Annotated in this window: 23 protein-coding genes; 4 read left to right on the top strand and 19 right to left on the bottom strand. The window is 65.6% G+C overall.

The genetic code is table 11. From position 1 onward, the window contains the following. Positions 1 to 230: 230 nt before the first annotated feature. From RPB_RS09105 to RPB_RS24545, 16 genes are all read right to left on the bottom strand, one after another. A complete protein-coding gene (locus RPB_RS09105) occupies positions 231 to 1,136 on the bottom strand; it encodes a sigma-70 family RNA polymerase sigma factor (protein ID WP_011440704.1) in 906 nt (301 codons plus the stop codon). After that, the gene (locus RPB_RS09100) at positions 1,120 to 1,587 is read right to left on the bottom strand and encodes a carboxymuconolactone decarboxylase family protein (protein ID WP_011440703.1); all 468 of its coding nucleotides are present in this window, start codon (positions 1,585 to 1,587) and stop codon (positions 1,120 to 1,122) included. Before RPB_RS09100 ends, RPB_RS09105 begins: the two co-directional genes overlap by 17 nt. 156 nt (positions 1,588 to 1,743) lie before the next feature. Further along, entirely contained in the window at positions 1,744 to 2,214 is a 471-nt protein-coding gene (locus tag RPB_RS09095; protein ID WP_011440702.1) for a DUF2852 domain-containing protein, read from the bottom strand. Positions 2,215 to 2,355: 141 nt separating this feature from the next. Further along, positions 2,356 to 3,063, bottom strand: coding sequence for a TetR/AcrR family transcriptional regulator (locus RPB_RS09090; RefSeq protein ID WP_011440701.1), 708 nt, complete (start codon positions 3,061 to 3,063; stop codon positions 2,356 to 2,358). A 266-nt stretch (positions 3,064 to 3,329) separates the two neighbouring features. Next, entirely contained in the window at positions 3,330 to 3,740 is a 411-nt protein-coding gene (locus tag RPB_RS09085) for a YciI family protein (protein WP_011440700.1), read from the bottom strand. Positions 3,741 to 4,093: 353 nt separating this feature from the next. Continuing rightward, positions 4,094 to 5,806 carry an urease subunit alpha gene (ureC, locus tag RPB_RS09080; protein WP_011440699.1) on the bottom strand — a complete coding sequence of 571 codons (1,713 nt, stop codon included), beginning with the start codon at positions 5,804 to 5,806 and terminating at the stop codon, positions 4,094 to 4,096. Beyond that, on the bottom strand, positions 5,803 to 6,339 hold the full coding sequence (locus RPB_RS09075; protein WP_011440698.1) for an HD domain-containing protein: 537 nt from the start codon (positions 6,337 to 6,339) through the stop codon (positions 5,803 to 5,805). The genes ureC and RPB_RS09075 overlap by 4 nt, the downstream gene beginning before the upstream one ends. Further along, on the bottom strand, positions 6,340 to 6,645 hold the full coding sequence (locus RPB_RS09070; RefSeq protein WP_011440697.1) for an urease subunit beta: 306 nt from the start codon (positions 6,643 to 6,645) through the stop codon (positions 6,340 to 6,342). Positions 6,646 to 6,772: 127 nt separating this feature from the next. Further along, on the bottom strand, positions 6,773 to 7,075 hold the full coding sequence (locus RPB_RS09065) for an urease subunit gamma (RefSeq protein ID WP_011440696.1): 303 nt from the start codon (positions 7,073 to 7,075) through the stop codon (positions 6,773 to 6,775). A 42-nt stretch (positions 7,076 to 7,117) separates the two neighbouring features. Then, positions 7,118 to 7,957 (bottom strand): urease accessory protein UreD, encoded by an 840-nt coding sequence (locus RPB_RS09060; RefSeq protein ID WP_011440695.1) that lies wholly within the window; start codon positions 7,955 to 7,957, stop codon positions 7,118 to 7,120. Positions 7,958 to 8,410: 453 nt separating this feature from the next. Further along, complete coding sequence (urtE, locus tag RPB_RS09055) at positions 8,411 to 9,106, bottom strand: urea ABC transporter ATP-binding subunit UrtE (protein WP_011440694.1); 696 nt, start codon at positions 9,104 to 9,106, stop codon at positions 8,411 to 8,413. A 200-nt stretch (positions 9,107 to 9,306) separates the two neighbouring features. Continuing rightward, positions 9,307 to 10,071 (bottom strand): urea ABC transporter ATP-binding protein UrtD, encoded by a 765-nt coding sequence (gene urtD / locus RPB_RS09050; protein ID WP_011440693.1) that lies wholly within the window; start codon positions 10,069 to 10,071, stop codon positions 9,307 to 9,309. Next, a complete protein-coding gene (gene urtC / locus RPB_RS09045) occupies positions 10,068 to 11,273 on the bottom strand; it encodes an urea ABC transporter permease subunit UrtC (protein WP_011440692.1) in 1,206 nt (401 codons plus the stop codon). Before urtC ends, urtD begins: the two co-directional genes overlap by 4 nt. Positions 11,274 to 11,529: 256 nt before the next feature. After that, positions 11,530 to 13,131, bottom strand: coding sequence for an urea ABC transporter permease subunit UrtB (urtB, locus tag RPB_RS09040; RefSeq protein WP_245258359.1), 1,602 nt, complete (start codon positions 13,129 to 13,131; stop codon positions 11,530 to 11,532). 165 nt (positions 13,132 to 13,296) lie between these two features. Continuing rightward, positions 13,297 to 14,619 carry an urea ABC transporter substrate-binding protein gene (gene urtA, locus RPB_RS09035; protein WP_011440690.1) on the bottom strand — a complete coding sequence of 441 codons (1,323 nt, stop codon included), beginning with the start codon at positions 14,617 to 14,619 and terminating at the stop codon, positions 13,297 to 13,299. Positions 14,620 to 14,777: 158 nt separating this feature from the next. Continuing rightward, complete coding sequence (locus tag RPB_RS24545; protein ID WP_157038795.1) at positions 14,778 to 14,921, bottom strand: hypothetical protein; 144 nt, start codon at positions 14,919 to 14,921, stop codon at positions 14,778 to 14,780. A gap of 198 nt (positions 14,922 to 15,119) precedes the next feature. Between RPB_RS24545 and RPB_RS09030 the strand changes: the two genes are divergently transcribed. The 3 genes from RPB_RS09030 (at position 15,120) to RPB_RS09020 (ending at position 17,395) form a co-directional block, all read left to right on the top strand. Further along, the gene (locus RPB_RS09030; RefSeq protein ID WP_011440689.1) at positions 15,120 to 16,595 is read left to right on the top strand and encodes a DEAD/DEAH box helicase; all 1,476 of its coding nucleotides are present in this window, start codon (positions 15,120 to 15,122) and stop codon (positions 16,593 to 16,595) included. A gap of 23 nt (positions 16,596 to 16,618) precedes the next feature. Then, positions 16,619 to 16,903 (top strand): translation initiation factor IF-1, encoded by a 285-nt coding sequence (gene infA / locus RPB_RS09025; RefSeq protein WP_011440688.1) that lies wholly within the window; start codon positions 16,619 to 16,621, stop codon positions 16,901 to 16,903. Positions 16,904 to 17,182: 279 nt separating this feature from the next. Beyond that, positions 17,183 to 17,395 (top strand): cold-shock protein, encoded by a 213-nt coding sequence (locus RPB_RS09020; RefSeq protein ID WP_011440687.1) that lies wholly within the window; start codon positions 17,183 to 17,185, stop codon positions 17,393 to 17,395. A gap of 177 nt (positions 17,396 to 17,572) precedes the next feature. Here RPB_RS09020 and RPB_RS09015 read toward each other — a convergent pair whose 3' ends face one another. Next, entirely contained in the window at positions 17,573 to 18,193 is a 621-nt protein-coding gene (locus RPB_RS09015; protein WP_011440686.1) for a TadE/TadG family type IV pilus assembly protein, read from the bottom strand. 9 nt (positions 18,194 to 18,202) lie between these two features. Continuing rightward, positions 18,203 to 18,661 (bottom strand): TadE family protein, encoded by a 459-nt coding sequence (locus tag RPB_RS09010; RefSeq protein ID WP_245258331.1) that lies wholly within the window; start codon positions 18,659 to 18,661, stop codon positions 18,203 to 18,205. On the opposite strand from RPB_RS09010, the gene RPB_RS25040 reads away from it, so the two are divergent. Beyond that, entirely contained in the window at positions 18,642 to 18,794 is a 153-nt protein-coding gene (locus RPB_RS25040) for a hypothetical protein (protein WP_245258330.1), read from the top strand. The two genes, RPB_RS09010 and RPB_RS25040, sit on opposite strands and share 20 nt — an antisense overlap. Positions 18,795 to 18,992: 198 nt before the next feature. Here the strand turns inward: RPB_RS25040 and RPB_RS09005 are convergent, their stop codons facing one another. Beyond that, positions 18,993 to 19,487, bottom strand: coding sequence for a pilus assembly protein N-terminal domain-containing protein (locus RPB_RS09005; RefSeq protein WP_011440684.1), 495 nt, complete (start codon positions 19,485 to 19,487; stop codon positions 18,993 to 18,995). Positions 19,488 to 19,716 lie beyond the last annotated feature (229 nt).

Below are 19,716 nucleotides of genomic sequence, written 5' to 3'. Positions count from 1 at the left end.
TGCGCCGTTCTGGCAAGAAGCGCTGCCGCCAGAGTTTCGCGTTGTCAGTTGGGATGGCCCGTCCAAAGCCGGGCCCTCAATCCCCTGCCAACGTGTCAAAACGAGGGCTGACAGCGCATCTTGACGCCCCTAACCAAACGCTAATCAGGGTTAAGAAGCGGTTACGATCGGCGGGAAAATACCCGTGATCACCCGAGCAGGGCGGCGCTGCGGGGTCGCCCGCTCACCGCTCAGGGCCGCGCGGGGACGGCCGAGAGCGCCAGCAGATGGCGCAGCTTGTCCGGATTGCGCACCACATAGATCGCGACGATGCGGTCGTGTTCGATGGCGAGCGCGGTGGTCTGGATCAGCCCGTCGGGCTCGGTGGTGACGAAGCCGGGCAGCCCGTCGATGCGCCCGGTCGAGACCACGACCGACGCACCGGGGGCATGCTTGCGCGCGAGGCCTTCGAACAGCCGGGCCACTTTGGCGAGGCCGAAGATCGGGTTCAGCGTCGCCGGGCGCTTGCCGCCGCCGTCGCCGTAGAACACCACGTCGTCGGCGAGCAGCGCGGTCAGCGCCTTCAGATCGCCGCTGCGCGACGCCTCGAAGAACGCCCCGGCGATCGCCTGGCCGCGCTCCTCCGACACCGGAAAGCGCGGCCGCTCGGCCCGGACATGGCCGCGGGCGCGCGCGGCGAGCTGGCGGCAGGCGGCGGCGTCGCGGTCGAGGGTGCGGGCGATCTCGTCGAAGCCGAGGCCGAACACGTCGTGCAGCAGGAACGCCGCGCGCTCGAGCGGCGACAGCCGCTCCAGCGCCAGCATCAAGGTGAGCGTGATGTCGTCGCCCTCGTCCTCGCACGGATCGGCGATCAGCGGCTCGGGCAGCCATGGTCCGATATAGGTCTCGCGCCTGAGCCGCGCCGATTTCAGCACGTCGAGGCACAGCCGGGTCACGGTCCGGGTCAGAAACCCCGCGGGATCGCGCACCTCGGCGCGATCGGTCCGGTGCCAGCGCAAGTAAGCGTCCTGCACCACGTCTTCGGCCTCGGCGACCGAGCCGAGCATGCGATAGGCGACGCGGACCAGCCGCGCGCGCAGCGTTGCGAAGCTCGCTGCGGCGTCGTCGCTGATCGTGGGCTCAGGAGGCTTTGGCATGGAGGGCGGGTGCGACCGGATGGATCAGGCGGAAGCCGATCGCGATCCGATTCCAGGTGTTGATCGCGCCGATCAGGATGGTGAGATTGGCCTGCTCGGCCGCGCTGAAATGCTGCGTGAGCAGTTCGTAGTCCGCATCCGGCGCGTGGGTCTGCGCGACCAGCGTCAGCGCTTCGGCCCAGGCCAGCGCGGCGCGCTCGCGATCCGTATACGCCGGCGACTCGCGCCAGGCGTTCAGCAGATACAGCCGCTGCTCGGTCTCGCCATGGGCGCGGGCGTCCTTGCTGTGCATATCGAGGCAGAACGCGCAGCCGTTGATCTGCGAGGCGCGCATCTTCACCAGTTCGATCAGGCTCGGTTCGAGGCCGCTGGCCTTGATGGTGGTCTCGAGCGCGATCATCGCCTTGTAGGCGTCGGGCGCGGCGGCGGCGGGGTTCAGGCGGGGCTTCATCGGTCTCTCCTGCGGTTCACTGAGGACAGGACGAGACGGCACCGGGCGCTGTGACATGGCCGCGAGACTATTTCGGAAACGCCGCAAAACAAAGCCGCCCGCCTGGGTCACAGGCGGGCGGCGATGGCGATGGAAGTCACTGCTTCGACGAGACGATCAGCCCTGCTGCGGCGCGTCGGGCGACGCCGCCGGCTTGGTGCGGTGCTGCGCCATGAAGGCGTCGAACTCTTCCTTGTCCTTGGCGTGGCGCAGGCGCTCGAGGAAGTCCTTGAACTGGACCTGCTCTTCCTCGAGCCGGCGCAGCGTCTCGCTGCGATATTCGTCGAAGGCGCGGTTGCCGCTCGACGGCGGGCCGAAGCCGAAGCCGCCGCGGTCCATGCGCTCGCGCATCCGCTCCATCTTGTACTGCATCCGCTCCATCTTGTTGGAGAAGCGATCACCGCGATCCCAGCAACCCATGTTTCTGCTCCAGAGTGTGTAGAAGAGAAGTGCCAATCCGATCGGCCACCAGACGATGAAGCCGGCCACCGTCAGCAGGATCCAACCCGGGCTCCAGGACGACCGCGGCGCGGGCTGATAGCGCTGTTGGGTCGGGCCCCATCGATTGTAGTCAGCGGCGTTCGCCATTTGCCTCTCCATGACCGGCAACCGCCGGTGTGAATGTAAATAACATTTACATAGCTAAGCCAATCTACGGTTTTGTCAAGCCAGAGCGGGTTCCGGTCGGGGCGACAATTTCGCGCGGCGCTCACATCGTGGTGAGCGCGACTATTGCGGGGCCGCGCCCCACGGTCCGGAACGCTTTGGTTCTGCAGGCTTTTCCGGCTGTGACCGAAGGTCGGCCGGGAATCCCAGGCCGCGCAGATAGATCAGCACGCCGGCTTCCAGCAGCTCTTCCGCGGCCATCGGCAGCTTGCGCCGCGCGGCATCGCCACGGGCAAACAGCGAGGCGATGCCGTGCGACATCGACCAGATGTGCAGCGCCATCATCAGCGCCGGCGGCCTCGCGACTCCCGGCGGCGTGAGCGCGGCGAGCCGTTCGGCGGCGGCGCGAATCACATTGAAGGCGCGTTCCGACGCCGTCATCAGCAGCGGATTGGCGTCGACCGGAACGCCGGATTCGAACATCGCCGAGTAGTAGGCCGGCTCGCTGCGGGCGAAGGCGAGATAGGCCGAGCCGACCCGCTTGAACGCCGTGAGCGTGTCGGGACGGCCGTCGTCCCAGGCCTTGGCGAGCACCTGCTCGAACAGTTCGAAGCCGCGGTAGGCGATGTTCGAGAGCAATTCCTCGCGATCGCGGAAGTGCCTATACGGCGCGGCCGGGCTGACGCCGGCCATCCGCGCGGCATCGGCGAAGGTGAAGCCGGCAGGCCCCTTCTCCGCGATCAGCCCGAGCGCCGCCTGCAGCAGCGCCTCCTTCAGATTGCCGTGATGATAGCCGCGCTCGGCGCGGCGCTCTTCCTTGCGCCAGCTCATGTGAAGGGCTTTTACATCAGCGGGATGCAAAGGTCACGGCTTTCGACGGCGGGCCGGCGCCGGCGTCGACGCGCAACGAGCACCGGAACTGCTTGCGGCGAAATTCCGGCGCGGTGCGGCACGCAGTGCCCCGCTCCGCTGCAAGGCCCCCGGTCGAGCGCCGACGTCACCGGGCCCCCGGATCAGACGCGCACCACGCCGCAAAGAGGCGGCGCGCTGCGCGGCATCCGGGGCACGGCGCCATCGAAATTTCGACCGAGAGATGCTCAGGCGCGGCCCTGCATGGTCTCGAATCCTCTCGCCGCCGCCTGCACATCGGCCGGGAAATCCTCCATCTCCTGGACCTGACGGATCTCGATGATCTCGTTCGGACCGGCCGGGCAGCGGCTGGCCCAGGCGATCGCCTCGTCGCGCGAGGCGACGTCGATCATCCAGTAGCCGCCGAGCACTTCCTTGACCTCGGCGAACGGCCCGTCGGTGACCAGCGGCTTGCCGCCGGCGAAGCTGACGCGCGCGCCCATCGACGGCGGATGCAGGCCATCGCAGGTGATCAGCACGCCGGCCTGCTGCAGCGCCTCGTTGTATTTCATCATCGCCGCGACCGCATCGGCCTCGGGCATCTCGCCCGGCGCCGCGGTCTCGTAGCCCTTCGGAATCATCAGCATCATAAATCGCATGGTCGGTTCTCCTTGAACACTTCATCGAATGATTGAAGCAGCGCGGCATTCTCGAGTGCGGAGTCGTCATCCTGAGAGCTTGCCCCGGACTTGATCCGGGGTGCGCGCTCTTGCGCGCCTCGAAGGATGCGACCAAGGTGCTTGCGGCTCATCCTTCGAGGCCCGCTGGGCCGCGCATGCGCGGTCCAGCGGGCACCTCAGGATGACGGCGGGGATTCCCTCAAAACCAGAGCTGCTCCAGCGGTTCGTCTGCTTCAATGACGAAGCGTGGACCGCCGGGCCGACAACTGCTTTCCGGATTTTTTCGCCGGGCCGCCCGCGCGGGCGGCGCTGCGGCAGTTCGGACGCCGCCGTCAGTACATGAAGTAGCGCTGCGCCATCGGCAGCACTTCGGCGGGGGCGCAGGTCAGGAGTTCGCCGTCGGCGCGGACTTCGTAGGTTTCGGGATCGACCTCGATGGTCGGCGTGGCGTCGTTGTGGATCATGCTCTTCTTCGAGATGCCGCCACGGACATTGCTGACCGGATACAGCGCCTTGGCGATGCCGAGGTCGCGCGCGAGAGGGCCGGCCGCGGCGGCCTGCGAGGTGAACACCACCGACGACGCGGTGAGCGCGCGGCCATAGGCGCCGAACATCGGCTGGTAGTGCACCGGCTGCGGCGTCGGGATCGAGGCGTTGGGATCGCCCATCGGCGCCGCCACGATCATGCCCGCCTTGATGATGCAATCCGGCTTGACGCCGAAGAACGCCGGCGACCACAGCACCAGATCCGCCATCTTGCCGGTCTCGACCGAACCGATCAGCTTCGACACGCCATGCGCGATCGACGGATTGATGGTGTACTTGGCGATGTAGCGCTTGACCCGGAAATTATCATTGCGCGACGAGTCCTGCGGCAGGCTTCCGCGCTGCTTCTTCATCTTGTCGGCGGTCTGCCAGGTGCGGATGATGACTTCGCCGAGCCGGCCCATCGCCTGACTGTCCGACGACATCATCGACAGCGCGCCGAGGTCGTGAAGAATATCCTCCGCCGCGATCGTCTCCTTGCGGATGCGACTCTCGGCGAAGGCCAGATCTTCGGCGATCGACGGATCGAGATGGTGGCACACCATCAGCATGTCGAGATGCTCGTCGATGGTGTTGCGGGTGAACGGCCGGGTCGGATTGGTCGACGACGGCAGCACGTTCGCCAGGCCGGCGACCTTGATGATGTCCGGCGCGTGACCGCCGCCGGCGCCTTCGGTGTGGAAGGCGTGGATGGTGCGGCCCTTGAACGCCTTGATGGTGTCCTCGACGAAGCCCGACTCGTTCAGCGTGTCGGAATGGATCATCACCTGCACGTCGTGATCGTCGGCGACGGTGAGGCAGTTGTCGATCGCCGCCGGCGTCGTGCCCCAGTCCTCGTGCAGCTTCAGCGCGCAGGCGCCGCCCTCGACCATCTCGATCAGCGCGCCGGGCAGCGCCGCGTTGCCCTTGCCGGAAATGCCGAGATTGACCGGAAAGGCATCGAACGACTGAATCATCCGGCCGATGTGCCACGGCCCCGGCGTGCACGTCGTCGCGAAGGTGCCGTGCGACGGGCCGGTGCCGCCGCCGAGCATCGTGGTGACGCCGCTCATCAGCGCGTGCTCGATCTGCTGCGGGCAGATGAAATGGATGTGGCTGTCGAAGCCGCCGGCGGTGAGGATCTTGCCCTCGCCGGCGATGATATCGGTGCCCGGCCCGATGATGATATCGACATTGGGCTGGATGTCCGGATTGCCGGCCTTGCCGATCGCATGAATCATGCCGGCCTTGATCGCGACGTCGGCCTTGACGATGCCCCAGTGATCGACGACCACCGCGTTGGTGATGACCGTGTCGGCGGCGCCGTCCTTGTTGGTGACCTGGCTCTGCCCCATGCCGTCGCGGATCACCTTGCCGCCGCCGAACTTCACCTCCTCGCCATAGGTCGTGTAGTCCTTCTCGACCTCGATGATCAGATCGGTGTCGGCGAGCCGGACGCGGTCGCCGGTGGTCGGACCGAACATGTCGGCATAGACGGAACGCGAGATTCTGGTGCTCACAACACGGCCCTCCCGGACGAGGCGGTTTCGTCGTAGATGCGTTCGAGATAACCGTTGACGCCGCGGCAGCCGGCGACGACCCGGTCGGCCCAATCGAGATAGTCGATCAGCCGCTCGCGCTCCCAATCGTCGGGCGGCGAGAAGATCAGCGAACGCAGATTGCTGATCTTGTCGGCGAGCTTGACCATCCGCGCCCGGCCGCTCAGATGCGGCGCGTGCTCGATCTGCAGCCGCTTGCGCTCGGCCTTCGGCAACGTCTTGTCGTCGGTGCATTCGATCACCAGCGCGGCGACGTCGTCGCCGAACTGCTCGATCAATTCGTCGCGGGTCGTGCCGGAATCCTCGACGGTGTCGTGCAGCCAGCCGGCCGCGACCAGCGCTGCGTCGGAGCCGTCGGTCGCCACCGCCAGCAGCTCGGCGACTTCGGCGAGATGATTGACGTAGGGCTCCTTCGCCGCGCCCTTGCGGCGCTGCCCGGCATGGCACCGCGCGGCGAAATCGGCGGCGCGGGAGACGAGAACGAGGTCGGTCATCTACAGCTTGCCCATCACGTCGCCGCGGAAGCCGTAGACGACGCGCTTGCCCGCGAGCGCCACGAGTTGCACGTCGCGGGTCTGGCCGGGCTCGAAGCGGACCGCGGTGCCGGCGGCGATGTCGAGCCGCATGCCGCGGGCTTTGTCGCGGTCGAAGCGGAGCGCCGGGTTGGTTTCGAAGAAATGATAATGCGAGCCGACCTGGATCGGCCGGTCGCCGGTGTTGGCGACGCTCAGCGTCACCGTGGCGCGGCCGGCATTGAGTTCGATCTCGCCGTCTTCGATCAACAGTTCACCGGGGATCATCGCGACCTCATTGATTTGCTATTCGTCATGGCCGGGCTTGTCCCGCCCATCCACGTCTTCAGTGCCAGGCGGCGCGTGGATGCCCGGGTCGAGCCCGGGCATGACGAGTTGATATGTCGTACCCGACTCACCTGATCGGCTGGTGCACGGTGACGAGCTTGGTGCCGTCCGGGAACGTCGCCTCGACCTGGATGTCGTGGATCATCTCGGCGATGCCGTCCATGCACTGCTCGCGGGTGATGACTTCCGCGCCGGCCTGCATCAATTCGGCGACGGTGCGGCCGTCGCGGGCGCCCTCGACGATGAAATCGGAGATCAGCGCGATCGCCTCGGGATGGTTGAGCTTGACGCCGCGCTCCAGCCTGCGGCGCGCCACCATCGCCGCCATCGACACCAGCAGCTTGTCCTTTTCGCGGGGGGAGAGATTCATGCAGGCACTCGATCGATTGCAGAGGTCGTTGGGCGGAGCGAACTAACCGAGCCACAGCCGCGGCAGCGCGCGGCCGGCGGCGCGGCGCAGCACCGCCATCATGTCGGCGCGCAGCTTGGCCGCATCTTGAGCGCAGAACCGCGCCATTGCAATTCCATTCCAGGCGGTGATGCCGACCTCTGCACCGAAGCCGTCCGCATCCTCGCGCAGCCGCGCGACCAGCGCGGCATCGCCGGGCGCGATCAGCGCGGTGCCGATGGCGACGCCGCCCTTCGCCACCGCCGGCCGGCCCAGCAATGCGCCGATGTCGCCGTCGAGCCGAACGGTTTCGGCGAACACCAGTTTGCCGCCGATCCGCAGCCGCCAGCGATCGGTGAAACGGCCGCTGCGCATCGTCTCGCCCATCGCCGAGCGGCCGAAGATCACGGATTCGCACAGCAGCAGCGAGGCGCCGGCGGCGAGATCGATGTCGATGCGGCGCTCGACCCGGGCCTGGTCGAACAGGATGGTTTCCTGCGGCAGCCACGCCAGATGACCGCCCTCGGCGACCTGCAACGCGATGTCGAGCTGCGCCGCCGGGCCGTGCGAGCGGTAGATCTTCTCGGCGGCGGCGGTGGTCAACGTCAGCCGCGCGCTTTCGCCGACCGCGATGTCGACGCCGAAGCGATCACCGCCGGCGATGCCGCCCGCGGTATTGACCAGCACGGCCGAGAGGCCCTGCTGCTCGGGTGACGGAAAGCGGACGCGCAGCGAGCCGGATTCGTGCAACTGCCCGCGCCGCGTGACGCCGTCGACGGCGCGGACGTCGAACCGCACCGCGCCCTGCGCGCGGTTGCCGGCGAACACCGCGGAGTCGGCCGCACTGGTTTCGGCCTGGATCATGCGTTGTCGCCGCAGAATAGCGCCAACGGCAGCGCGCTCCCTTTCCCGCTCTTGCGGGGGAGGGTTGGGGTGGGGGCGACGCGCGTCGCTGACTCTCGGCTCGATCGCATCCGGGCGGCGCAGATCTTCGAGGCTCGGCCGCGGGGAGACGCCCCCTCACCCGGATCGTCGCTGCGCGACGATCCGACCTCTCCCCGCGCGCGGGGAGAGGTGAACGCGGCGCTTCCGATCGATCGATGAGTTCGCCACACGCACAGCGCGCTCCCTCGCCCCGCTCTTGCGGGGAGAGGGGTGGGGTGAGGGGCGACGCGCGTCACGGACTCTCGGCTATGCGGAGACGCCCCCTCACCCGATCGGCATCGCTGCGCGACGCCGATCGACCTCTCCCCGCGCGCGGGGAGAGGTGAAGAGGGGCGCGCGTGGTTATGCCGGAGCTGATGAGTCAAAGTCGTCCTACAACGCCATCTGCCGGCTGATCTCGGCGGGGTCGAGGGTGGCGCGGTCGCAGGTGTATTTCACTGCGCCGCGATCCATCACCGCAAAGCTGTCGCCGAGTTCGCAGGCGAAATCGAGATATTGCTCGACCAGCACAATGGCGATGTTGCCGAGGCTGCGCAAATAGGAAATCGCCCGACCGATGTCCTTGATGATCGAGGGCTGGATGCCCTCGGTCGGCTCGTCGAGCAACAGCAGCTTCGGCCGCATCACCAGCGCGCGGCCGATCGCCAATTGCTGTTGTTGCCCGCCGGAGAGGTCGCCGCCGCGCCGGCCCAGCATCGAATTCAGCACGGGAAACAGCGAGAACACGTCGTCGGGGATCGACTTGTCGGCGCGCTTCAGCGGCGCGTATCCGGTCTTGAGATTTTCCTCGACGGTGAGCAGCGGAAAGATCTCGCGCCCCTGCGGCACCAGCGAGATGCCGCGCCGCGCCCGCTCATAAGGCTTCAGCTGCGAGATGTCGGCGCCGTCGAAGGTGATCGACCCGGACGCGATCGGCTGCTGGCCGACCATCGCGCGCAACAGGCTGGTCTTGCCGACACCGTTGCGGCCGAGCACGCAGGTGACCTTGCCGGGTTCGGCGGCGATCGACACCCCGCGGAGTGCCTGCGCCGCGCCGTAATACAGGCTGATGTTGTCCACGTTCAGCATCGGGCTGCCTCAGACTGTGTTCGGCGGACGGCGGCAATCCCATCACCGTTGTCATCCCCCGCGAAAGCGGGGGATCCAGTACGCCGCAGCGTCTCGGTGAGCATGGAACGCTCTGGAATACTGGGTCGCCCGCCTGCGCGGGCGATGACGGGGAGCGCGTGTGGCAGCGTCGCGTAAAACATCCTAGGAATACTCATCCTTCACCGCCCCAGATACACTTCGACGACACGCTCGTTCGCCGAGACGTCGTCGATGCTTCCTTCCGCCAGCACGGTGCCTTCGTGCAGGCACGTCACCTTGACGCCGAGTTCGCGCACGAAGGTCATGTCGTGCTCGACCACCACGACGGTCTTGTCGTGGCTGTTGATCTCTTTCAGGAGTTCGGCGGTCTGATGGGTCTCGACGTCGGTCATGCCGGCCACCGGCTCGTCGACCAGTAACAGTTTCGGGTCCTGCGCCAGCAGCATGCCGATTTCGAGCCATTGCTTCTGGCCGTGCGACAGCGAGCCGGCGAGCCGGTCGCGCGCGTCGCCGAGCTTGATGATCTCCAGCACGCGGTCGATCCGCTTGCTCTCGGGCTCGCTGCGCCGCCAGAACAGCGTGCCGCGGACGCGGTGATCGACATTGAGCGCCAGCAGCAGATTGTCCTCGATGGTCTGGCTTTCGAACACCGTCGGCTTCTGGAATTTGCGGCCGATGCCGAGCGTGGCGATCCGGGTCTCGTCGAGCTTGGTCAGATCCACCGTGCCGTCGAACACCACCTCGCCTTTGTCCGGCTTGGTCTTGCCGGTGATGATGTCCATCATCGTGGTCTTGCCGGCGCCGTTCGGGCCGATGATGGCGCGCATCTCGCCGGGCTCGAGCGTCAGCGACAGATTGTTGATGGCGTGGAAGCCGTCGAACGAGACGTGGACGCCGTCGAGATACAGCATCGCCGAGGTGGTGCGGGTTTCCAGCAGGCTCATCGCTTCACCATGGTCGGTTCGATCACGCCGTCCTCGCGCGCAGCACTGTCGGCTGCGGCGGCGATCCCGCTGTCGCGCTGCGCCTTGTCTCTCTCCGCGCCCTCCTCCTTGCGGCCTTCCCACCAGGCGTTGAAGGTGCCGATGATCCCCTTGGGCAGCAGCAGCGTCACCAGCACGAACAGCGCGCCGAGCATGAACAGCCAGTACGGCGCCAAGGGGCCGGAGGTGAACACCGTCTTGGCGTAGTTGACCACGATGGCGCCGAGCGCCGCGCCGACCAGCGTGCCGCGGCCGCCGACCGCGACCCAGATCACCGCCTCGATCGAGTTCGCCGGAGCGAATTCACCCGGATTGATGATCCCCACTTGAGGCACATACAGCGCGCCGGCGACGCCGGCCATGCAGGCCGACAGCGTGAACACGAACAACTTGTAGGATTCGACGCGGTAGCCGAGGAACCGCGTGCGCGATTCCGCGTCGCGGATCGCGATCAGCACCTTGCCGAGCTTGGAGGTCACCACCGCGCGGCAGATCAGGAAGCCGATGCCGAGCGCGAGACAACTCAGCACGAACAGCGCGGCGCGGGTGCCGTCGGCCTGAACGTTGAAGCCGAGGATGTCCTTGAAGTCGGTCAGGCCGTTGTTGCCGCCGAAACCGAAATCGTTGCGGAAGAACGCGAGCAGCAGCGCGTAGGTCATCGCCTGGGTGATGATCGACAGATACACGCCGGTGACGCGCGAGCGGAACGCCAGCCAGCCGAAGCAGAACGCCAAGAGGCCCGGCACCACCAGCACCATCAGCGCGGCGAACCAGAACATGTCGAAGCCGTGCCAGTACCACGGCAGTTCCTTGTAGTTCAGGAACACCATGAAGTCCGGCAGCACCGGATTGGCATAGACGCCGCGATCGCCGATCTGGCGCATCAGATACATCCCCATGGCGTAGCCGCCGAGCGCGAAGAACGCGCCGTGGCCGAGCGAGAGGATGCCGCAATAGCCCCAGATCAGGTCGATCGATAGCGCTAGCAGCGCGTAGCAGACATATTTGCCGAACAGCGAGATCAGATAGGTCGGCACGTGCAGCAGCGAGCCTTCCGGCAGCAGCAGATTCGACAGCGGCAGCAGCACGCCGACCACGGCGAGCACCAGCAGGAAAATCGTCGCGCTGCGATTGAGCGAGCGGGTGAGGATGTGCGGGGTCATGACAGGCCCCCGCGGCTGTCATCCTTCGAGGCCCGCGCGCCGCGCGGGCACCTCAGGATGACGGCTGTGCCGTGAAGCAACGTGGAGTCCCGCCGAGCACGGCGCGCTCCCCTCCCCCTTGCGGGGAGGGGTCGGGGGTGGGGGTCCGCGGGCACGGAGCTCGTGGCAAGTGCCCTCACCCCAGCCCTCTCCCGCAAGCGGGAGAGGGAGTTCGGCTGCGACTCGCAGATTCTCAATGGCACCGAACTAACCATCCTCATGCCTCCACCGCCCTGCCCTTGAGCGCGAACAGGCCGCGGGGGCGTTTCTGGATGAACAGGATGATCAGCACCAGGATCGCGATCTTGGCCAGCACCGCGCCGGCGACCGGCTCCAGGAATTTATTGGCGATGCCGAGCGTGAAGGCACCGACCAGCGTGCCCCACAGATTGCCGACGCCGCCGAACACCACGACCATGAAAGAGTCGATGATGTAGCTCTGGCCGAGATTGGGGCTGACGTTATCGATCTGCGACAGCGCCACCCCGGCGATGCCGGCGATGCCGGAACCCAATCCGAAGGTCAGCGCATCGACCCGTGAGGTGGCGATGCCCATCGACGCCGCCATCCGGCGGTTCTGTGTCACCGCGCGCATTTCGAGGCCAAGCGCGGTGTAGCGCAGCATCGCCAAGAGAATGACGAACACGGCGAGCGTGAAGCACAGAATCCACAGCCGGTTATAGGTGATGGTAATCTGGCCGAGCTCGAACGCGCCGCTCATCCAGGACGGATTGCCGACCTCGCGATTGGTCGGGCCGAACAGCGTGCGCACCGCCTGCTGCAGAATCAGCGACAGGCCCCAGGTCGCCAGCAGCGTCTCCAGCGGGCGACCGTAGAGGAAGCGGATCACGCTGCGCTCGATCAGCACGCCGATCGCGCCCGCAACCAGGAAGGCCAGCGGCACCGCGATCAGCAGCGAATAGTCGAACAGCGCCGGATAGGAGGTGCGGATGGTCTCCTGCACCACGAAGGTGGTGTAGGCGCCGAGCATCACCATCTCGCCATGCGCCATATTGATCACGCCCATCACCCCGAAGGTGATGGCGAGGCCGATCGCGGCCAGCAGCAGCACCGAGCCGAGCGACAGCCCGTACCAGGCGTTCTGCACCATCGACCACAGCGCCAGATTGCGCTCGATCGCGGCCTTGGCGGATGCGATGCCGCTCGCCACCGCCGCGCTCTGCCCGCCCGGCACACCGGTCAGGAGCGCCATCGCCTCCTGATCGCCGCGCGCCTTGAGGGTGGCGATGGCGTCGAGCTTGTCGACGTCGGAGGCGTCCGTTTTGAACAGCAGGATCGACGCGCGCGCCTCGGCGAAGGCCTGTCGGGCGGCGGCGTTTTTCTCGGCCTGCAGCGCGGTCTCGACCGTCGGCAGCATGGTCTCGTCGTGGGTCTTGAACACCGACTGCGCCGCCTGGATGCGCTTGGTCAGATCCGGCGACAGCAGCGTCAGCCCGGCCATCGCGCCGGACACCGCGCGACGCAGCTTGTTGTTGAGGCGAACCGCCTCGGCCTTCGCCGGCAGCGCGGCAACGGCCTCGCCGGTCACCGCATTGCTGATCGCGCCGTCCCCGGCCTTGATGAACACGGTCTTGGCGTCGGGGTCGGCGAACAATCGACCGTCCTGCAGCGCGACGATGATGGTGGCGGCGCGCGGATGTGCCGACGCGACCAGTCTGCCGATCGCTTCCTCGGTGTCGGAGAACGAACCCGCGGCGAACTGCGCGACGGCATCCTCATAGGGACCGGCCAGCGCCGGCTGGGTCGCGACATGAAGCACAACGAGCGCGACGGCGGCGAATAACAGGCGCGACAGCAAGGGGCGCAGCAAATGGATCAACGGCACTGAAATGTCCCGGCAAGGATGAAGGTGCGGTGCGTCGGAGAAACGAGGCGTAGCGTCGAAGGGCGAGAGGGCGGCGCGGAACCGGCGTCGCCGCCCTCTCCTCTTGGTGAGTCTGTCAGCGGACGATCAGGTGCCTGATCAGGTCCCCTGGCCGCCGCACTTCTTGGTCACGGTGTTGTAGTTGCCGCACTTCAGCGTCACCCAGTCGCCGATCAGGTCCTTGGAGCCGTCGAGCTCCTTCGACCAGGCGTCGCCGGGGACCAGGCCCGGGGTCTTCCAGACCACGTCGAACTGGCCGTCACCCTTGATCTCGCCGATGAACACCGGCTTGGTGATGTGGTGGTTCGGCAGCATTTCCGAGGTGCCGCCGGTCAGGTTCGGCGCCTTGGTGCCCGGCAGCGTGTCGATCACCTTGTCGGCGTCGACGGTGCCGGCCTTCTCGACCGCCTTCACCCACATGTTGAAGCCGATCACGGTGGCTTCCATCGGGTCGTTGGTCACGCGCTTCGGGTTCTTGGTGTAGGCCTGCCAGGCCTTGATGAACTTCTCGTTCTCGGGGTCCTTGATCGACTGGAAGTAGTTCCAGGCGGCGAGATGGCCGAGCAGCGGCTTGGTGTCGATGCCGGCGAGTTCTTCTTCGCCGACCGAGAACGCCACCACCGGAATGTCGGTGGCCTTGATGCCCTGGTTGCCGAGTTCCTTGTAGAACGGCACGTTGGCGTCGCCGTTGATGGTCGAGACCACGGCGGTCTTCTTGCCGGCCGAGCCGAACTTCTTGATGTCGGCGACGATGGTCTGCCAGTCGGAATGACCGAACGGCGTGTAATTGATCATGATGTCTTCCTGCTTGACGCCTTTCGACTTCAAGTAGGCTTCCAGAATCTTATTCGTGGTGCGCGGATAGACGTAGTCGGTGCCGGCCAGCACCCAGCGCTGCACCTTTTCTTCCTTGGCGAGATAATCGACCGCCGGGATCGCCTGCTGGTTCGGCGCGGCGCCGGTGTAGAACACGTTGCGCTCGCTCTCCTCGCCTTCGTACTGCACCGGATAGAACAGGATCGAATTCAGCTCCTTGAACACCGGCAGCACCGATTTGCGCGACACCGAGGTCCAGCAGCCGAACACCACCGAGACCTTGTCCTTGGTGATCAGCTCGCGGGCCTTCTCGGCGAACAGCGGCCAGTTCGACGCCGGATCGACCACGACCGCCTCGAGCTTCTTGCCGAGCACGCCGCCCTTCTTGTTCTGCTCGTCGATCAGGAACAGCACCGTGTCCTTCAGCGTGGTTTCGCTGATCGCCATGGTGCCGGACAGAGAGTGCAGCACGCCGACCTTGATGGTGTCGTCGGCAGCCTTGGCGGGCGCGAAGGTCGACAGGCCGATGGCCAGACCGGCGGCGGCCGCCAGCCATTTGCGCCGGCTGACCGGCGTCGCCTGATGATGCTTTGATCCAATACGCATGCGGTATTATCTCCCTGACGCAGAATGTTTTGCCCCGGCCCCACGGCCGTCTGCATCAGAAGGAATCGCAAGAAGCGTGCCATGCCCGGAGTGGCAGTTAACTAGTTGATAATCATCCGGAAAACGACGTGATGAAAAAGCCGCATGAGTCAGAATGATCAAAAAATGAGCATAATTTTTGCCGCGCCATTAAACAATCCGCCCATCTTGCGTGCACGAAATGGAACCTGACTAAATTCTGCTCGGCAGCGAACGCCACCTTTGTGCGATTTGACCTTGAAAGCGCCGCTTTGATGTTCCATATGTGTTCCAAGACCTTGAGAATCATCAGGTCGCCGCGAGCCGCGTGTTCTGATCCCCGTGTTTTCGATATCGATGATCTCGATATCGAAGTTCGGCTTCTGGCTCGTCTTTCAGCCGATTAGAGCCGACGCTCCAAACACGCGAGCGTCCCGGTTTGCGCAGCACCCGACCAAAGCCGTCGGGCGGCTGCTTTCACCATGGAAAGAACCAATCTTTTGACCTCGTTTCAGGATTTCGGCCTCGCCGATCCCATCTCCCGTGCGCTTCAGGAAGAAAATTACACCGTCCCGACGCCGATCCAGGCGCAGACCATTCCCCTCGCCCTCGCCGGTCGCGACGTCGTCGGCATCGCCCAGACCGGCACCGGCAAGACCGCGTCCTTCGCGCTGCCGATCCTGCACCGCATCCTTGAAAACCGCATCAAGCCGCAGCCGAAGACCTGCCGCGTCCTGGTGCTGAGCCCGACCCGCGAACTCTCCGGGCAGATCCTCGACAGCTTCAACGCCTATGGCCGCCACATCCGCCTCAGCGCGACGCTGGCGATCGGCGGCGTGCCGATGGGCCGCCAGGTCCGCTCGCTGATGCAGGGCGTGGAAGTGCTGGTCGCCACCCCGGGCCGCCTGCTCGACCTCGTGCAGAGCAACGCGCTGCGCCTCGGCCAGGTCGAGTTCCTGGTGCTCGACGAAGCCGACCGCATGCTCGACATGGGCTTCATCAACGACATCCGGAAGATCGTCGCGAAACTCCCGATCAAGCGCCAGACGCTGTTCTTCTCGGCCACCATGCCGAAGGACATCGCCGACCTCGCCGAGCAGATGCTGCGCGATCCGGCCCGCGTCGCGGTGACGCCGGTGGCCTCCACCGTCGAGCGCATCAACCAGCGCGTGATCCATCTCGATCACTCCGCCAAGCCGGCGATGCTCGCCACCATCCTGCAGCAGGACGGCGTCAACCAGGCGCTGGTGTTCACGCGCACCAAGCACGGCGCCGACAAGGTGGTGAAGGGCCTGCAGCGCGCCGGCATCACCGCCGACGCCATCCACGGCAACAAATCGCAGAACTATCGCGAGCGCGTGCTCGCGGCGTTCCGTACCGGCGAACTGCGCACGCTGGTCGCCACCGATATCGCCGCCCGCGGCATCGATGTCGACGGCGTCTCCCACGTCGTCAATTTCGACCTGCCGAACATTCCCGAGACCTACGTCCACCGGATCGGCCGCACCGCGCGCGCCGGCGCCGAGGGCACCGCGATCTCGCTGTGCGCCGGCGGCGAAGAGACCGGCTATCTGCGCGACATCGAGAAGCTGATCCGGATCGCGCTGCCGAAGGAAGACCATCGCACCCCGGGCGCGAAGCCCGCGCCGTCCACCGCGCCGCAGCGTGGCGGCCAGCGCAACGGCCAGCAGCGCAATGGCCAGCAGCGCAGCGGCGGCCAGCGCAACGGCGCCGCACCGCACGCGGCCCGCGGCGACGCTGCTCCCGGATCGAACGACCCGCGCCGCCCGCGACGCGCCGGCGGCCCGAATGCCGGACGCAACCCGGACGCGGCCCGGCACGAACCGGCGGTACGGCCCCAGCACGGCGGACAGGCCGAAGGCCTGCAGGGCGTCGCATTTTTGCAGCGCAAGAATGATCGCCCCGCAAAGACCACCAATCAACGCCCGCAACGCTGATCAAGACCGATCTGGAGATCACGATGGCTAAAGAAGAGCTGATCCAGTTCGAAGGACTGGTGACCGAAATCCTTCCCGACGCGCGGTATCGTGTCCAGCTGGACGCCGGACACGAGATCGTTGCCTATACCGCAGGCAAAATGAAGAAGAACCGCATCAAGACGCTGGCCGGCGACCGGGTCACGATCGAGATGTCGCCCTACGATCTGGAGAAGGGCCGGCTTATCTTCCGCCACAAGGACGAGCGTCCGGGCGGGACCGGCGCACCGCGCAGCGGCCCGCCGCGGGGTCAGTTCCGGCGCCGATAGGCCGCCGGTCGATTCCTCATCAATGCGCGCTTTGCCGACCCCGGCAAAGCGCTTCACGTCCACCGATGCGAAACGCCGCACCAAAAAATCGCGCATGTCAGGATTGTTTTGAGCGCAGGGTTCGCATAATATCGGTTAATCGATTTTCGGCCGGACGACATTAGCTACTACCGGTACAGCCGGTTCAGAACGCTGACGACCCTTCCAAAATTCGATCTCACCAGCCCGCCTGGTCATCAGATGGGCTCCGACTGTCTATATTGAGAAGGGACTACCCCCGTGAGCATGGGAACCGTGAAGTGGTTCAACGCGACCAAGGGCTACGGCTTCATCCAGCCGGATGATGGCGGCAACGACGTGTTCGTTCACATCAGCGCCGTCGAGCGCGCGGGCCTCGGCACGCTGCGTGAAGGCCAGAAGATCAGCTACGAAATCGTCGCCGATCGCCGCTCTGGCAAGTCGTCTGCCGATAATCTGCGCGCTGCCAGCTAAGCAGACCGTCTGGACGAAGACCCCGAGGCCGCGCCACAGCGCGGCCTTTTTAATTTGAACAGAGCCGCACCCTTTGCGGCCTTTCCAATTTCAGCAGCACCGCAGCCCTGCGGCCTTTCAGTTTCACCGGGTTCGGTTTCGGCGACGCAACTCCGACGGCGCGGTCGTATCGGCGCGTCAGTAGGTCGGGCAGCTCGCGGTGCCGTACAGCACGCAGGTCGATTGCCGCGGCCGGGTGTAGGTCTGGTCGGTGAGGTTGATGCCGGCCTTCGCGACGAAGTAACCGACGGCCGGCTCGTATTTGTATTTCACTTCGCTGAAGATCAGATAGGTCTTGGCGACCTTGAGACCGTCGGGGATGGTGATCGTGTCGCCCTGCTTGCGGCTCGACGTGGCGAGCGTCGCGGTGGCGGTGCTGCCGCTCTGCGCCACGGTCGCGGCCTTGCTCCACTGCACCTTGGCGACGCCGGCATCGTTGACGTAGATCTCGGAAATCGTCGCATCCGCGGTGCTGGTCGGGTACGGCGCCAGCACGCCGTAGCTCGCGGCGAACACGTTCTTCAGGTCGCTGTCGGTCACCGTCGTCGCCTGCGACACCAGATCCGACAGCGTGCGCGACACCAGCGTCACCTTGCGGTCGACTGCGATGCCCGCCGACAATTCGACGGTGGCGAAGAACATCAGCAGCATCAGCGGAACGATGAAGGCGAATTCCGTCGCCGCGAGCCCGCTGCGGTCCTTCGCCAGCCGCATGCTGCAACGGCGCGCATCGACCCAGATCTGCACCAGCGCTTTCATCGGTCGATCCTAGTTGCTGTAAGGCTCGTTGCGGAACGCCGCGGTCGCGCTCAACAGCCGCTTGCTGTCGGCGAGATTAGCGATGTTCCAGCCGAGCCCGGTGACGAACAGCGGCCATTGATAGAACGCCCGCACCACCACGATGTCGCCGGCGGCGCCGGGGCTGTATTTCATGGTGTTGACGAAATTCTTGCTGGAGTCGATCGGCGTGGTGATGCTCACCGTCGAGAAATCGCTGCCGTAGCTCTGCACGTCGACATAGACGCCGTCGCAGCTGAACAGCGCCTTGAGCCGGTTGCACAGATCGGTCTTGAACTGGGATTGCGTATAGGACGCCGCCTGCGCCTGTCCGGTGAGGATCAACCGCGCCGAATCCTGCACCGCGGTCTCGAGCACCTGACTGGCGAGAAACACGAAGGCGGTCTCGATGATCGCGAACAGCAATGCGATGAAGATCGGCGCGATCATCGCGAATTCGATCGCAGCCGACCCGCGGCGATTGCGACTGAACCGCCGCGCCAAGAGCACAGCGCGCGAAAGCAACAACGACATCATCGACGGACTCTCGACATCAACCGAACCGGACTGCGACGAAGGCTAGTCGAAACTGATTGTGGAAGTGTTTCGCCCGATCTGAACAAAATCGACCGCGGCGTTAGGGCGTGATTAACCACGACGCACGCGACGCTGCCCGACCGCCCTTCGCGGCCGCCGCCGGCTGGTCACTCTCTATATAATAGCGGCCTACTCGATCGGATCACGAATAGCGCTGCGACCGGACCCGATTGCCCGGCCCGCCTCAGTTGCCTCTGGGGCCCATCGCGGCGCCGGTCGCCTGGGTGTTGAGATTGCCGGCCTGATCGATGGTGGATTTGAAATAGCCCTCGGCGTCGCCGAGCGTGATCCGGCGCTGGCACAGCGGCGTGCAGCTGTAGGATTCGCGATCGACCCCGCGATACACCGTCACCACCTTGTCCATCGGGCCCTCGACCTGGATCAGGCGGTCGGCGATCACCGCGCCCTTGCGATCCATCGCGATCACGTTGGTGGCGCCGTAGCCCTTGCCGGTGACCACGACCATGCCGCCGGGCTGCATCGCGACGTCGGCGATCAGCGGATTGCCGACCACCAGCGTCGAGATGTTCTGCGGAAGCCTGATCAGCTTGGCCTGATCGACGCTGACGGAAATGGTGTCTTCGGTGCCCGCCGATGCGACCGACAGGGACGTCAGACCGAACACGAATGAAGACATCACGAGCGCTGCGCGCATCCGGCGCGGGAAGCTGGTCGACATATTTTACTCCGGGGCATCAACAAGCCGGCAAAAGCAGATACGCAGCGGAGCCGGCGCCCGACATGGCGAAGGTGCCGTTAATTGATGAACGAACCGCAAACGCCATCCGTCGAATTTGCGACAGTCTGTCCGAATACGAGGCAACGGCTGCGCGAATGCAATCAGGATGGGTAGTCCGTTGCCGTGATCGATCGACTTTTCATCAGTTTAATCCGGCATTTACTGTACC

Source organism: Rhodopseudomonas palustris HaA2, assembly GCF_000013365.1.
Taxonomy (GTDB): domain Bacteria; phylum Pseudomonadota; class Alphaproteobacteria; order Rhizobiales; family Xanthobacteraceae; genus Rhodopseudomonas; species Rhodopseudomonas palustris_J.
This window is presented reverse-complemented; position numbering and strand designations above follow the sequence as displayed.

Coding starts and splice junctions, on each gene's coding strand:
- RPB_RS09060 (WP_011440695.1), bottom strand. CDS start 7,957: ATGATCCAGGCCGAAACCAGTGCGGCCGACTCCGCGGTGTTCGCCGGC.
- RPB_RS25040 (WP_245258330.1), top strand. CDS start 18,642: ATGAAGATCGGCGCGATCATCGCGAATTCGATCGCAGCCGACCCGCGG.
- infA (WP_011440688.1), top strand. CDS start 16,619: ATGGCTAAAGAAGAGCTGATCCAGTTCGAAGGACTGGTGACCGAAATC.
- urtD (WP_011440693.1), bottom strand. CDS start 10,071: ATGAGCCTGCTGGAAACCCGCACCACCTCGGCGATGCTGTATCTCGAC.
- RPB_RS09105 (WP_011440704.1), bottom strand. CDS start 1,136: ATGCCAAAGCCTCCTGAGCCCACGATCAGCGACGACGCCGCAGCGAGC.
- urtE (WP_011440694.1), bottom strand. CDS start 9,106: ATGCTGAACGTGGACAACATCAGCCTGTATTACGGCGCGGCGCAGGCA.
- RPB_RS09065 (WP_011440696.1), bottom strand. CDS start 7,075: ATGAATCTCTCCCCCCGCGAAAAGGACAAGCTGCTGGTGTCGATGGCG.
- RPB_RS09100 (WP_011440703.1), bottom strand. CDS start 1,587: ATGAAGCCCCGCCTGAACCCCGCCGCCGCCGCGCCCGACGCCTACAAG.
- RPB_RS09015 (WP_011440686.1), bottom strand. CDS start 18,193: ATGAAAGCGCTGGTGCAGATCTGGGTCGATGCGCGCCGTTGCAGCATG.
- RPB_RS09070 (WP_011440697.1), bottom strand. CDS start 6,645: ATGATCCCCGGTGAACTGTTGATCGAAGACGGCGAGATCGAACTCAAT.
- RPB_RS09095 (WP_011440702.1), bottom strand. CDS start 2,214: ATGGCGAACGCCGCTGACTACAATCGATGGGGCCCGACCCAACAGCGC.
- RPB_RS09085 (WP_011440700.1), bottom strand. CDS start 3,740: ATGCGATTTATGATGCTGATGATTCCGAAGGGCTACGAGACCGCGGCG.
- RPB_RS09005 (WP_011440684.1), bottom strand. CDS start 19,487: ATGTCGACCAGCTTCCCGCGCCGGATGCGCGCAGCGCTCGTGATGTCT.
- urtA (WP_011440690.1), bottom strand. CDS start 14,619: ATGCGTATTGGATCAAAGCATCATCAGGCGACGCCGGTCAGCCGGCGC.
- RPB_RS09075 (WP_011440698.1), bottom strand. CDS start 6,339: ATGACCGACCTCGTTCTCGTCTCCCGCGCCGCCGATTTCGCCGCGCGG.
- RPB_RS24545 (WP_157038795.1), bottom strand. CDS start 14,921: ATGGAACATCAAAGCGGCGCTTTCAAGGTCAAATCGCACAAAGGTGGC.
- RPB_RS09010 (WP_245258331.1), bottom strand. CDS start 18,661: ATGATCGCGCCGATCTTCATCGCATTGCTGTTCGCGATCATCGAGACC.
- urtC (WP_011440692.1), bottom strand. CDS start 11,273: ATGACCCCGCACATCCTCACCCGCTCGCTCAATCGCAGCGCGACGATT.
- RPB_RS09030 (WP_011440689.1), top strand. CDS start 15,120: ATGGAAAGAACCAATCTTTTGACCTCGTTTCAGGATTTCGGCCTCGCC.
- RPB_RS09090 (WP_011440701.1), bottom strand. CDS start 3,063: ATGAGCTGGCGCAAGGAAGAGCGCCGCGCCGAGCGCGGCTATCATCAC.